The sequence below is a fragment of the Roseburia sp. 499 genome (genome assembly GCF_001940225.2).
Taxonomy (GTDB): domain Bacteria; phylum Bacillota; class Clostridia; order Lachnospirales; family Lachnospiraceae; genus Petralouisia.
Window position 1 is genome coordinate 3,367,873 of sequence record NZ_CP135164.1, and the last position, 13,953, is coordinate 3,381,825.

General features: G+C 36.6%; 13 protein-coding genes. All 13 read left to right on the forward strand.

Going from position 1 to position 13,953, the window contains the following annotated elements; all coding sequences use genetic code 11:
* Nucleotides 1-184 precede the first annotated feature (184 nt).
* The 13 genes from BIV20_RS16590 to ltrA (BIV20_RS16650) all read left to right on the forward strand — a co-directional run bounded on the left by BIV20_RS16590 (nucleotide 185) and on the right by ltrA (BIV20_RS16650) (nucleotide 13,870).
* Nucleotides 185-1,150 carry a radical SAM/SPASM domain-containing protein gene (locus tag BIV20_RS16590; RefSeq protein WP_278335699.1) on the forward strand — a complete coding sequence of 322 codons (966 nt, stop codon included), beginning with the start codon at nucleotides 185-187 and terminating at the stop codon, nucleotides 1,148-1,150.
* A gap of 2 nt (nucleotides 1,151-1,152) precedes the next feature.
* Nucleotides 1,153-2,046, forward strand: a complete 894-nt coding sequence (locus BIV20_RS16595; RefSeq protein ID WP_075721747.1) for a radical SAM protein — start codon at nucleotides 1,153-1,155, stop codon at nucleotides 2,044-2,046.
* Nucleotides 2,047-2,050: 4 nt separating this feature from the next.
* Nucleotides 2,051-3,208 carry a radical SAM protein gene (locus tag BIV20_RS16600; RefSeq protein WP_075721746.1) on the forward strand — a complete coding sequence of 386 codons (1,158 nt, stop codon included), beginning with the start codon at nucleotides 2,051-2,053 and terminating at the stop codon, nucleotides 3,206-3,208.
* Nucleotides 3,168-3,893: a hypothetical protein gene (locus BIV20_RS16605; protein ID WP_075721745.1), complete on the forward strand. Its 726-nt coding sequence runs from the start codon at nucleotides 3,168-3,170 to the stop codon at nucleotides 3,891-3,893. The genes BIV20_RS16600 and BIV20_RS16605 overlap by 41 nt, the downstream gene beginning before the upstream one ends.
* 10 nt (nucleotides 3,894-3,903) lie before the next feature.
* A complete protein-coding gene (locus tag BIV20_RS16610) occupies nucleotides 3,904-4,584 on the forward strand; it encodes a hypothetical protein (RefSeq protein WP_075721744.1) in 681 nt (226 codons plus the stop codon).
* Nucleotides 4,584-5,483: an NAD(P)/FAD-dependent oxidoreductase gene (locus BIV20_RS16615; protein WP_075721743.1), complete on the forward strand. Its 900-nt coding sequence runs from the start codon at nucleotides 4,584-4,586 to the stop codon at nucleotides 5,481-5,483. The genes BIV20_RS16610 and BIV20_RS16615 overlap by 1 nt, the downstream gene beginning before the upstream one ends.
* Nucleotides 5,484-5,551: 68 nt before the next feature.
* Nucleotides 5,552-6,559 (forward strand): helix-turn-helix transcriptional regulator, encoded by a 1,008-nt coding sequence (locus tag BIV20_RS16620; RefSeq protein ID WP_075721742.1) that lies wholly within the window; start codon nucleotides 5,552-5,554, stop codon nucleotides 6,557-6,559.
* Nucleotides 6,560-6,580: 21 nt separating this feature from the next.
* Entirely contained in the window at nucleotides 6,581-6,832 is a 252-nt protein-coding gene (locus tag BIV20_RS16625) for a hypothetical protein (protein ID WP_075721741.1), read from the forward strand.
* A gap of 170 nt (nucleotides 6,833-7,002) precedes the next feature.
* Nucleotides 7,003-8,166, forward strand: coding sequence for a GTPase family protein (locus tag BIV20_RS16630; RefSeq protein ID WP_202817020.1), 1,164 nt, complete (start codon nucleotides 7,003-7,005; stop codon nucleotides 8,164-8,166).
* Nucleotides 8,167-8,193: 27 nt separating this feature from the next.
* A complete protein-coding gene (locus BIV20_RS16635; protein WP_075721740.1) occupies nucleotides 8,194-8,979 on the forward strand; it encodes a lecithin retinol acyltransferase family protein in 786 nt (261 codons plus the stop codon).
* A gap of 235 nt (nucleotides 8,980-9,214) precedes the next feature.
* Nucleotides 9,215-10,174, forward strand: coding sequence for a hypothetical protein (locus tag BIV20_RS16640; RefSeq protein WP_075721739.1), 960 nt, complete (start codon nucleotides 9,215-9,217; stop codon nucleotides 10,172-10,174).
* A gap of 513 nt (nucleotides 10,175-10,687) precedes the next feature.
* Complete coding sequence (gene ltrA / locus BIV20_RS16645; protein WP_075721737.1) at nucleotides 10,688-12,082, forward strand: group II intron reverse transcriptase/maturase; 1,395 nt, start codon at nucleotides 10,688-10,690, stop codon at nucleotides 12,080-12,082.
* A 546-nt stretch (nucleotides 12,083-12,628) separates the two neighbouring features.
* Nucleotides 12,629-13,870: a group II intron reverse transcriptase/maturase gene (ltrA, locus tag BIV20_RS16650; protein WP_075718702.1), complete on the forward strand. Its 1,242-nt coding sequence runs from the start codon at nucleotides 12,629-12,631 to the stop codon at nucleotides 13,868-13,870.
* Nucleotides 13,871-13,953 lie beyond the last annotated feature (83 nt).

The window sequence follows — 13,953 nt, forward strand, 5'->3', positions numbered from 1 at the left end:
ATTATTGAAGAGTCTTGGCAGGATATCAACCGTGCAGAGTGTGAAGAGTCTAGCTTGTTTGACATGTGTTCATGGGGAGAAGCTAACTAATTCACAAGTATAGTTGCTGTTATTGGACATGGCTGTTTGTGAAAAGATAGCAAACAGCCTTTATTAGAGGTGAAATAAATTGCAAATATATTTTTTGTTAACTGAAAATTGTAATTTGAATTGTTCTATGTGCATAAGAGGAAGACAAGAAGGAATTAATATGGATATAGAACAACTTGAGGCTGTATTAGCGAAAAATGATTTTTCGCATCATGATATTGTTATTACAGGTGGAGAACCATCAATACATTCAAGGTATCAAGAAATTGTAGAATTAATGTGTTCGAAGGCAAAAACAGTGACTGTTACTAGTAATGGCACCCTTGACCTACATATAGATGCATTAACTCAGTATGATAATTTGTTTTTTCAGATATCGTTGGATGGCGATGAATTAGAACATAACGATATTAGAGGGGATGGAACATTCACAGTTACTTGGAACACTCTTGAAAAATTGGATTGTCTTAAGATGAAATATGTTGTTGCATCTGTAGTGAGTCGAAAAAATAAGGATAAAATATTTAAATTAGCATCCAAATTAGAGACTTTGAAAAATATGCGATTTTGGAGAATTTCATATGAGATGCCGTTTGGGAGTGCTGAGGGACTTTCAAATATAATGGGAGCAGATGAATGGAATATGTTTGTGGATAGCTTGATAGACATTGTAAAGTTTAGGATGATAATTCAAAAAATATTCCCATTTGATTTATATGATAAAAAAAAGGATGAATTGGATGAAATTGCAAAATCAAGAAACAGAAGTCTAAATTGTGGAAGTGGAACAAGTAAAATATATGTATATCCAGATTTTAATGTCTATCCATGCACATGTCTTACTGATTTTTGTGTGGGAAATCTTACAAATGAGAAATTAGAGGATATATTGGGAGGACCTAAGAATAGGCTTTTTTCCGAGTATGCGCTCAAGGAAGAATCTGAATGTCAGAAATGCGAATATAAAACATTTTGTAATGGAGGTTGTGTAGGAATGTCTTACCATTATTTTGGTGAGCTTGGAATGGGTGACAAAAGATGCCCGAAACTACATAAATAAAGATGAGAATATTTTATTTTAATATTACGTACGGTTGTAATAGCAATTGTATTTTTTGCTATTCCCACAATACAAAGCATAGTAAAAAAACTTACAACGAAATATCTTCAGAGGCGTTCTTTAAGTATCTAGATGATAATAATTTGAAACCGGAGGATAGAGTAATTATAAATGGTGGAGAACCTTTTTTGCATTCGCAGATAGATTGTATATTGAAAGGATTACAAACATATGGCTGTGAAGTTTTGATATATACAAATGGTAGATTAGTGAAAAATTTTTCGCTTGAATATCTGTCAGAAAAATATAGATTTGTTATTCCTATTCATGGATATGAGGAGATTCATGATAAGATTACAGGAGTGCCTGGAAGCTATGATGAAACCCTTCAGAGCCTTCATTATCTAAAAGATAATGTAAGGTGTAAAGTAGATATAAAAATTATTATTAATAACTATATGATAGATCAAGACCCTGACAAAAATAAGCTGGGGATTTCGTTAGCAAATGTTCCTTTTAATAATGCTGTACATATAACTAAGATGGCAGATACTATAGTTTCAAAACGAAATGGATGTAAAAGCGTGAAAAATGAAAAGGCCGCAGAGTACACTAAATGGTTGTTTGATTATTACAAGAGTAGGGATATTAATATAAAATTGTTTGACACATGCGTTAAAAATATAGAATGGGAAAAATATGGTGAGATGCCCCATTATCTTGACAGCATAACAGTTTACTTTAAAGATAAAAATCAATTTAGAGAAATGATTCTTGAAAGGTCATTGCCCGAGTGTATGCCTACGTGTATGTGCAAAGAAAAGTGCGTTTCAGCTGTTGATGAGTACAAGGCGATTGAATTTGTTAAGGGAAAAATAATTGAAAATTTGGAGTGAAAAAATGATACATGAAATTGCATTAACGATAAAGCCAACAATGAGTTGTAACATGAGGTGCAAGCATTGCTTTAATGGCGACATACTGAACTCTTCTGAAATGTTAGAATTGGATAAGGTTAAGAACTTTATTGAGGCTGCCTGCAAAAAATATAAAGATGTCAAAATAACGTTTCATGGCGGGGAGCCGACTCTTGCAGGAATTGAATATTACAAAACTGTGTTCTCATTTCAAAATGAGATGAAGATTAAATATGGAACAAAGTTTTCTAATAATTTCACAACCAATGCATTGTTATTAAATGATGAACTGATGGAATTGTTGATAGAAAATAATGCACTTATCAATATTTCTTTTGATGGCCCATATAATGATTATTTGAGAGCATATAGTGATATTGTTCTTGATAGAATTATGAATGTAAAGTCCAAAGGTGGGAGAACCCGAGCATTCTGTACCATATCCAAAGGATCATATGAACATTTAAAAGATATTTATTTGTGGTTCAGTGAGCGAGCGATTGATTTTAAAATATTACCTATTGAACCTAGGGGTTACGCAGCAATTGATAAGGAACTCCTTATGGACATAGATATTTTTATGAAGAATCTTACTGAAACTTACAGATATTGGCTATTGGATAAGAATTGTGACATAAGATTTTATACGTTTGAAGAATTTGCAGATCTTCGGAGAACTACTCAATTCAAGCCGTTTTGGTTTAAGCGAGAAATTGCGCTTAATCCAGATGGTAAAATATACCCATTTGGAAGACCAAACGATATACAGTTTTGTCTTGGTGAATCAGATGATAGTCTTGATTTAGAGGCATGTTTTTCTTCTAAAGAATATGAAAGAATGATAGAGATATTGCAAGCATACAGAGAACAGTATTGTAAGAAGTGCTCTGCTACGATGGTTTGTAATGGAGTTTGTATCTGTATGTCATATATGTATGTTCAAGATTCACAGTTACTAGAATATAGCTGTAATCAGTCTAGACATATTTTCGAAAATATACTAGATATTAATGACGAGGTCATTGAAGATATTCGTACAGGGAATGATGAAAAATATAATGAATTCGCAAGAAATATTTTTATGAAGGATATAGATAATTATGCAAAGAGTATTTCGTTCAAGAGGAATCAGATTAATTAAGTCAGAGGATGGTGTTTGCTGTAGAGAGAAAGTTTATTATGAACCAGATGGGGCATATATGATAAAGAACTCATCAGTAAATAGACTACAGTCTGATGGGATTATTTCTTTGTTTGAATATGCTATTGTCGATGGAACAATAGATTCATTTAATTATCATGTAAACCTTAATAATGACTATAGCCGCATTTATCAAGGATTGCCAAATTACATTTTTGATGAAGTAACAGAATTGGATTCTTATTTAGGGAATCCATTTAAGAATTATACAATAGGATACAAATTTTGTAATGCCGAAATAAGAGGGAGGAGTTTTTATTTTTATCCAACAGTATGGAAGGAAAATAGATATGGTATTAAAGGTATCACGGATACAGATATCATAACTAAAAAAGTAGATTCTTTTTATGAGTATATCGGATTAAATAAAGAATTGTACGGAGATGAAATGAAAGATTTTATTGAATCGATATGTAAATTAAAGGGGGTAAGTATTGCTTATGAAATGAATAAGAAAGACTACAAAATATACTGTCGAATGAATATGGAGCGGTTAAAAAAACTTTTAAAAAAACATATGGGATATGACTTGATAGATCATGATGAATATGGACCAGTAGTCTTAGTTGCCCAAAGGATTTATGATTCAGCTATAGTGGGCTATAACTTATATTATTTGGCATAGAGGATTAATTGTGAGATATAAAATAGCTGGAGAAATATGGGAATATGACACGAATATTGTTGAGATCATAAATGGGTTTTCGGACTATGAATCTCAAGAATATGTAGATGAAGTGATTAATTTGCGCTTGGATGGGATAGATAGTTTTTGTAATCATTATTCTATGTTATATGTTCAGGCAGAGAAGATTTATACATTGCAGGTTTTTGCAGAGGAATTGCTGCAGAAAGAAAAATTGCTTTTGCATGCTGGAGTAGTTGTTGTTAAAACTAAGTGTTTTGTGATTATAGGTGGACCAGGAGAAGGTAAGAGTACTCTTTTAGAATTGCTTGTAACAAGGCTTGGACATAATTGTGTCGAAATAATTGCAGATGATAGGGCAGTAATAGCTCTGGTAGATAGTCATCTGGAAGTGTGGAATACACCTTGGAGCAAAAAAGGAGTATGTTGCAAAGAAAATGGTTATAAGATAGATGGTATTTTGTTTTTAGAAAAAAGTGAAGACTTTATGATTTATGATATTGATGTTGAAACATCATTAAACATTTTATCTAAGCTGTATCCGCGAGATGTGTGGGATAAGGTGGCTGAATTGGCTAAAAGTCTTCTAAATGAGTGCGCGACGTATAAATTTGACAATAACCTTGTAAATTTTGATATATGTAAATTTGAAGAGGTGCTAAAAGTTTAATGTATGATTATATTATAGTAGGTTCTGGTGTTGCAGGGGCGGTTTGTGCGTATGAACTGTCTAGAATTGGTTATAGCTGCCTTGCTATTGAAAAAAATGCTAAAGATTATGAAAAGATATGTGGTGGAGGAGTCTCTTATAAGGCACTACATTTACTAAAAGGTATCGGTATTGATACAAATGAATTGATGAGGTTGGAATCCCAAATAGTGAACGGGCATGTTATTTATAAAGGTAGGAAAAGCTATATTAAAGAATACAAGAAGGATAATATATCTTTAGGAATACAAAGAAATATATTTGATCGATTTTTAATGAAGCAAGCTATAGAGTTTGGAGCCGAGGCTATTTATGGGGAATTAGTTGAAAGCATTGATAAATTAGCAGACAGATACCGGATAAATAACTATGAGGCAAAGAATATAGTTATTGCATCAGGAGCAAGACCATTATTTTATGGAAAAATATCTCATGAACAAAGTATAGGGTATTCTGCACAAATAAAAGCAGATGTGATATTGGATAATCAAAAGTTCTACTATTGGTATTTTTCTGAAAATGATGATAGTAAGTATTTCTGGGTTTTCCCTATAGGTGAAAATTTATGGAATATTGGAGTGTGGAGCAGATATTGGTATAAAGGATTAAAAGAAGATTTTAGGGATTGTTTTACTAATATTTTTTATCCTAACATTTCGGGAGAGTTTCAATTTTATAGAATGCCTAGAGCAGAATTTCTAGGACATGTTGATCAGAGAACTACTTCAGAATTATTTTCGAATGGAATTGGAGATTTTGCTGGTAAATGTAATCCGAAAAATGGAGGGGGAATAATTGGGGCAGTAGAATCAGCGATTACTTTAGCAGAGAATGAAAAAAGTAAGCTGAGAACTTATTAGGTTGCATTCTAAAAAAACGACATGTTGTGACTAGAGATATATTTAAAAGTGAATAAGAAGGTACGAATATGGAGGAAAAAAGAACTAAAAATTATAGAACTTTAGAAATGTATGTTTCCCTATGCGAAGGAAAGATTATCAATAAAAGAGAAGCTGCTAAAAAATATGGTGTTGATGCTCGTTCTGTTCAAAGAGATATTGATGATATAAGAGAGTTTTTGGATGATCAAAGCCTACAGGGGGATGGGCGAATAGTTGAATATGACCGTTCAAAAAAGGGGTTTGTTATGGTTGGAGAAGAACCTTCCATGATGACAAATAGTGAGATTTTAGCTGTAGCTAAAATACTTCTTGAGAGTCGTGCATTTACAAAGAAGGAGCTAAAAAATATTCTTGATAAACTTGTTGAGGGATGTGTTCCATTGAAGAACATGAAGCTTGTTAGTGATTTGATTTCAAATGAAAAGTATCATTATGTCGAATTGAATCATAAGGAGTACATTCAGGATAAGCTTTGGGAGATTGGTTCTGACATTCAGGAACATAATCTTGTGTCACTCAGGTATGCAAGAATGAATGCACCAAGGGAATCAATAAAAAGAGTTGTTGAACCAATTTCAATTATGTTTTCTGAATATTATTTTTATTTGAATGCATATATAGTTGAGAAGGATGAATCTGGGAAATATGTGCATAAGTATAATTATCCTGCAATTTTTCGAATTGATAGAATAAAGAATTATAAGACTTTGGAAGAAAAATTTAGGGTATCATATGCTAATCGTTTTGAAGAGGGTGAGTTCAGGAAGCGAGTTCAGTTCATGTATGCCGGTAGGCTTCAAAGCATAAAGCTCAAGTTTTATGGCAGTAATCCGGAACCTATATTGGACAGACTTCCAACCGCAAGGGTGGTTGAACAGTATGATAATGAGTGTACAATTGAGGCAGAGGTTTATGGAAAGGGTGTTATTATGTGGTTGCTGAGTCAGGGGAGTAAAGTGGAATTATTACGACCTGAGAGTATGCGGGATGAGATGAGAAAAGTTCTTCATGAGATGTTGAATTTATATGAATAAGAGTAGCTGGAGGTGGGTGCTGTGACGATGGTGCCTATGATGAAAAGATGTCCAAAGTGTCATAGAAGATTTAATTGGAATCCGGATGTTAGAAATTTTATATGCCCGTATTGCCGTGGTTTAGGAAACCCAGGAAAGACGATTTTAGAAAAGATTCTCGGAAAGAAAAACAAGGAGGATGACTTAACAGATGAGGTTTGGGTAAATACGGAAAATCCGGTGCTTGGAAAGGATGGAAAGCCCCAAAATAAAAAGATAAAAATTGATAAATAATGATGCGAAATCTCTTATCTGACAGCCGGGTAGGAGATTTTTTATTTTCTTTTGAGGATGACAAAGGGTGTCATGCATGAGGGATAGAATGTAATTACATTCAGAGGACAGGAGGAGCGTCTCCAGTTTGAGAAGGATAATGTATTGTAAACCGAAAGGAGATTATTTGTATGGCATTGTTTACAGATTTATTTAAGAACATTGGTGACAGCATTGATGATGTGCTGAGAGCACAGGAAGCCGGAGAAGGCACTATCAAAGAGAATATGGACGACCTCTGTGATATCCTCGAAGAGGAAATTCTTAGGAGTAAGGCATCAGAGGATGAAAAGAAAGAACTCTTAAAGAGACTCAGAAAGTTCTGTAATACTGAGACAAACATTATGCTTGTGGGAGCTACTGGTTGTGGTAAAAGTTCTACCATCAATGCATTGTTTGCAGTAGGTGAAGAGGAAGAAGAAACAACAGAAGTTGTTAACGATGGCGATGATGACGTGGTTGTTGCTGAGGTAAAGACAAAAAAGCCTAAATATGTAGAAGTTGCAAAGGTTGGCAGCAAGGCAGATCCGGAGACAAAGGATATTGAAAAATACAAGATTGGTAATTTAGTTCTCTGGGATACTCCAGGTCTTGGCGATGGAACTGAGATTGATGAGCATCATAAGGAAGTCATTACAGAGCTTCTTAGAGAAGAGGATGATGACGGCAATGCTCTGATCGACCTCGTGCTTGTTATTCTTGACGGTTCCACAAGAGATCTTGGTACCTCTTATAAGATTCTTAATGATGTAATTATTCCGGAGCTTAAGGATGATACAAACAGAATCCTTATTGCTCTTAATCAGGCCGACATTGCTATGAAAACCGGTCGTCACTGGGATTATGAGAAGAATGAGCCTGACGAGACCTTGATTGCTTTCCTAAATGAGAAAGTAGAGTCAATCAAGACAAGAATTAAAGAGGATTCTAATCTCGAAGTAGAGCCTGTTTATTATTGTGCAGGATATGAGGAAGAATCAGGGGATGTGGTTCATCCATATAACCTCTCTAAGCTTCTCTATTACATTATGAATTCACTTCCTGCTGAGAAGCGCGTAGCAATCATGGAAGGAATCAATACCGACTCTGATAATTATGAGCATAATGATGAGGACGAAGATTATAACGAAGGAATTAAAGATAGTTTTTATGATTCCTTTGATTACATCGGGGATGGCGCAGATAAAGGAGCTGAGATTGGTGGAACCATTCTTGGTATTCCTGGAGCTATCGTAGGAGCAGTTGTTGGAGGATTTATCGGTTGCGTTCATAGTATCCTCGATGATATTTTCTAATTTCAAATATAGAAAGGGCGGTCGTTTATGGACGATTATGCAAGTATTGTTAATGCTTTTGAAGAGTTAATTAAATACAATGCCGGAATTATTGAGGCCATAGGGGACTGCCCTAATATTGAAAGAGTAGTAAACAGAGAACCGGTATTTTGGAGAAGCATTGACTCAAAGGGCGGTTTTGAATGTCAAGTTAATATTCTATCTGGGAAATGCAGGGTCGTATCTCCATCTGGTATGAGAGTGGCAAATGGAAGCCGTAATGTTATGGTAGAGAAAATGAAACGTCTTAGTTCCCGAAGCTTCCTTAAGCCAGGAGATGTAATCGGTGTTAGCCGTAAAGGCATATATGAGCATTATGCAGTTTATCTTGGAAATAATAGGGTTATTCATTATTGCGGTGAAGGTAATGATTTTGGTGGAACAGTTAGCGTTCATGAAGCAGATATATCTGAGTTTTTAAAGGATTCCAAGAATTATTTTGTTGTATGGTTTGATAAAGGAATCCCTTATAAAATTCAGAATGAAACTACATTTTTATTTAATGGCTCCCTTGATTATTATAACGGTGGATTTCAGAAGGTAAAAAGAAACATATTCTCTGCAGATGAAACTATTAAGCGAGCAAAGAGCAGAATTGGTGAGACAGAGTACAATCTTATCACTAATAACTGCGAGCATTTTGCAATGTGGTGCAAAACCGGAGTGTCAGAGTCAAGTCAGGTAAAGAATATTGCGAGGGCAGCACTTGCATCAGGAGTGACCGGATATGGTCTTCGTTCTCCAGAGGCAAAGAGATTATTAATCACTACATAAAAGGCGGTGAGGTTTAATGAGAAAAATCGAATTTAAGGTTTGTAGAAAATGTAATAAAATGTACCGCTGGGAAAGTGGTGGAATCGTTATGACTCCTCGTGATCATATGGACATGGGTTTGTGTGAGAGATGCAGAGCCAAGATGGTGTTTAATACTATTGGCGACTTATTTAAGCGTAAGAAATAAAATGATTTGTGTCGATATTATTGCTGATAGGAAGAGAGGTGAAGAGAAGTGTTTGAAACATTACTGGATGAGTTCATGCCAGCTGAGGATTTAAGAGAATATTTGAAAAAAGGAGTTATATCAGATAGTTATATGGCTGATATTATTTTTTATTCTCCTGTTCCGGTAGAGAAGAAGAGAAAAGCTTTGCTTGAGCTTGAGCAAATGGATTTTCCTGAGGATAGAAAGTTGTTTAAAGAGTATTGGATTAAGTACCGTCCATCAATTGAAGAGGCTTTGAAACTAAGAAGAACGAAAGATGCAATTTTTATAGTATATGAGCAGACTATTTATGGTGATGATGTAGACTCAGAAGAATGGATGCATGGCATTTTCTCTTCATATGCTGCAGCTGAGGCTTGTATTAAAAAGGACATTAAAGAAAAGAAGGATGAAGAGGACCAGATGTCATGGTATGAAATAAATCTTTGGGCCAAAGGTGATAGTGATTCTTATGTTGATACCTGCACCTATTATTATATAGACGGTGAGCTTGTTTACACGGAGGTTGAATTAGGTAATGATTTTCATGAGAGTTGTACAGATGGAGAACTACGAATTCCAGTATCGTATAAGCCGGGAGATATTCTGATTGCTGACAGATATCCTTTTGGGCGCAAAGAAAAATTCGTAGTGCTTCAGATTGGAGATAATCGGGATTGTTGCTGCTTGCAGGCACTTTGTAAAAAAGCAGATGGTACCTGGGAGGTAGGAGCAGTAAAACATGGAATGATTGGATCGATAGGATACCCCAGAGTTTCTGTTCTTTATACTGCTAAGAAGTATGAGCCAGATTTATCTGATTCAGAAGACACTATTCTTGCTAAGGTAAGTGAAATGGTTGCTGGGGATGAGAAAAGAGGCACTGTTATCTGGGATGAAATGTGTTGTGGGAAGAATGATGAAGAGCTAATGACTATTCTCGATGGTATTGTTTTTTCTATAGCAGAGCAGACGGCTGACAACTAGTAAAGATGTTCAACATAAAAAGGCTATCAGGGAGGTGACGGGCATCTCTCTGGTAGCCTTTAGTAGTATGTGCGCCTGGCGGCGCACGTTTCTAACGGGTGTAAGTCCCGAATCCGCCCGGCAGTGGGAAGGATATAGCCGAAGGCAAGGGTGTCCTCGTGAGGGGAATCTGAAGGAAGCCAGATGTGGGAACAGACTAACCACGGGCAAATCTCTGGTCTGACGAAAAGAAATCACATATAAGGTCTATCGTGAGGGTAAGACTGCATACCAAGCCGAAGCCCAATAACTGCACGGAATCACGAGGGATAAATGTGGCAGATAGATGGAGAGAAAGAAACGTGTGGTACCCGGGGAGACCTGTGTGAAACGCTTTGAGAGAAGTAACCACTGCACAAGGAAACGAGGCAGTATTGAACGCACAGGAGTCAGCAGAGGTCATAGTAGCCGAAAGGTGAAGGACCGAATCAGTAGGAGTCTTTAGTATAACCGAGAAAGGAGGAATGACCAATTATGACAGAAAACATTAGGAATAATGGCTGTTTGCAAAGAGATAGTGCGGAACACGAAGAGTATGCGAAAGCGTCTAGGTCATTCAATCAGATATGGAAAGAAAGAGACAGTGCACAGCCGAAACTCTTGGAGGAGATACTGTATAAAGATAATTTTAACAGAGCATATAAGAGAGTTAAGGCAAATAAGGGAGCGTCAGGTATTGATGGGATGACCATTGAAGAGGCACTTCCATATCTTAAGGAACATCAGCAGGAGTTGACTAACCGAATCTACAGAGGAAAGTATACTCCGTCGCCAGTAAGGCGAGTTGAGATTCCTAAACCAGATGGTGGTGTGCGAAAGCTTGGCATACCAACAGTGATAGACCGTACACTTCAACAGGCAATAACCCAACAGTTAGTGCCAATCTATGAACCACTGTTTGCAGACGGTAGTTTTGGCTACCGTCCTAACAGAAGTGCGAAAGGAGCAATTCTTAAGGTTAAAGAGTATGCAGAGCAAGGCTACACATATGCGGTAGTCCTTGATTTATCAAAATACTTTGATACCATCAACCACGAAATACTCATCAATCTTCTTCGGAAGAATATTAAAGATGAGCGCGTGGTGCAACTTATTAAGCGTTATTTGAAAAGTGGGGTAATGGAAAACGGAGTGGTCATTGACACAGAAGAAGGTTCACCGCAAGGGGGGAATTTATCGCCACTACTTGCAAATATCTACCTCAATGAGTTTGACCAAGAGTTCTTAAAGAGAGGTGTTCCTTTCATACGATATGCTGACGACATCGTGCTTCTAGCCAAGAGCAAGCGAGCATCCGAAAGACTCTTGGAAAGCAGTACGAGATACCTTGAAGAGAAACTGAAATTAACAGTTAACAGAGAGAAAAGCCGAACTGTCAGTGTGTTTGCAATCCGAAATTTTAAATTTCTTGGCTTTGCGTTGGGAAGGAACGGAAGTGGCATTTATGTCAGAGTACATCCAAAGTCATGGAAGAAGTTTAAGTCTAGGTTGAAAGAATTATCTTCCCGTAAGTCTGTACAGTCAATCAAGCCAAGCCTTGAGAAAATCAAGGTCTATGCAAGAGGATGGCTTAACTACTATGGAATAGCGAGCATGAAGAATAACATCGATGACATCAATGGATGGCTCTATCACAGAATACGTATGTGCATATGGAAACAATGGAAACTACCAAAGACGAAAAAGAGAAATCTTATCAAAATGGGAATACCAGAATACTTTGCGCATATGGCGGCTAATAGCCGAAAAAGACATTGGTTCTGCGCCAACCTCACGACGGTAAAGCGGGCTATGTCAAAAGAAAGACTGATAAACAGTGGCTTTTATGATTTAGCCACAGCCTATCAGTCTGTGCACGTCAACTATTGAAACCGCCGTGTACCGAACGGTACGCACGGTGGTGGTGTGCCATGAAAGGCGCACAGAAGATGAAGGCAGGTCCTTCGGCAGGGATTGAACAGGCAAATCTGTCAAATCACTCTAATGCTGCTGTAGTCAAGCCTATGGTAGTAAGCGATTAGAGAAAAGGCTACAAACTAATAGTCAGATAGGATACATGAAGATGAACGCAAGTGAACCATTGATGAAGTGTCGAAAGCGTAAGATTTCTGCAAAACTCACTTTTCACCACTAGGTGGGGATAAAGATAATGGATACCTGTAACGCTGATTATCTGTGGAACGGCATTAAGATGGCATGAGCATGTATTAGGCTTCTGTGTGAAACATGGGAACCTACAGACTAATGAAAATCGAAAAGGTACAAGTCGCAGAAAGGCAAGACCGAAAGTAGAAAAGTAGACTGTAGGGGCGGAGTCATTCGTAGTAGTTATGAAGTCACTGTAATGGTGATGGAGCAAAGGGATGACATCATTGAGCTTGAATTTGAGAACAACTAGAAAACTAGGAGGATTTGATGAACGAGAGCAAGCAATACGAAATACCAAAGAAGGCTGTCATTGAAGCATACAAAAGAGTTAAGGCTAATAAAGGAAGTGCTGGAATAGACGGTATAGATTTTGAAAAGTTTGAAGGAAAACTCAATAACAATCTCTATAAAATATGGAATCGAATGAGTTCAGGCAGTTATTTTCCATCACCTGTAATGGCGGTAGAAATACCAAAGAAAACAGGAGGTGTCAGACGATTAGGTATACCAACTATAACAGATAGAGTGGCACAAATGGTGGCAAGAATGTACGTGGAAAGTGCAGTAGAGCCTATGTTTTGTGATGACTCTTATGGATATAGACCTAACAAGTCAGCTTTGGATGCGATAGAGATGACAAGAAAGAGATGTTGGTACTATGATTATGTAATAGAATTGGACGTGAAAGGTCTATTTGATAACATTGACCATGAGTTACTAATGAGAGTTGTGCGAAGACATGTCAAAGAGGTGTGGATATGCATGTACATTGAAAGGTGGCTCAAAACTCCTTTTGTATTGAGGAATGGCGAGGTAATAGAGCGAAATGCGGGAACACCACAGGGTGGAGTTATTAGTCCTGTGCTTGCGAATATGTTCTTACATTATGTCTTTGATATGTGGATGAAAAGAAATTTTCCACAGGCACCATTTGAAAGATATGCAGATGATGGAGTTGTACATTGTAAAACTAAAGGAGAGGCTCTTTTCATAAAGGAATGTTTGGTAAAGAGATTTGCAGAGTGCAAACTTGAACTACATCCGATTAAAACAAGAATTGTGTACTGCAAAGACAAGGATAGAACGAGGAATGAGGATTTAACAGAGTTTGATTTTCTTGGATATACCTTCAAAGCTGTATACATTATGTGTAAAGATGGGAAAATGCGTTCAAACTTTATTGCATCAGTCAGTAAAACGTCAGCTAAAACATTCAGGGATAAGATAAAATCGTTAGAAATTCACAAGAAAACTGGGTGTAAAATCGACATGATTGCAAAAATTTTAAATCCAATGTTGAGAGGTTGGATTAACTACTTTGGGAAATTCAATCCTTCAGCGATGAAATATACACTTCAGTGTGTAGAGCGTAGATTAGTTAAATGGGCAATGTGTAAATATAAAAATTTCCGTGGACACAGACAAAGGGCAGAAAAATGGCTCTTGTCTGTAAGAAAACGAGAGCCTAAGTTATTTGCTCATTGGAGCAAAATGTATTTGTATTGTTAAATGATAAGAGCCGTATGAAGGGAGACTTTCACGTACGGTTCCGTGAGAAGTTTGAGGTGAGAGTCCTCTTACTTACTCGACTG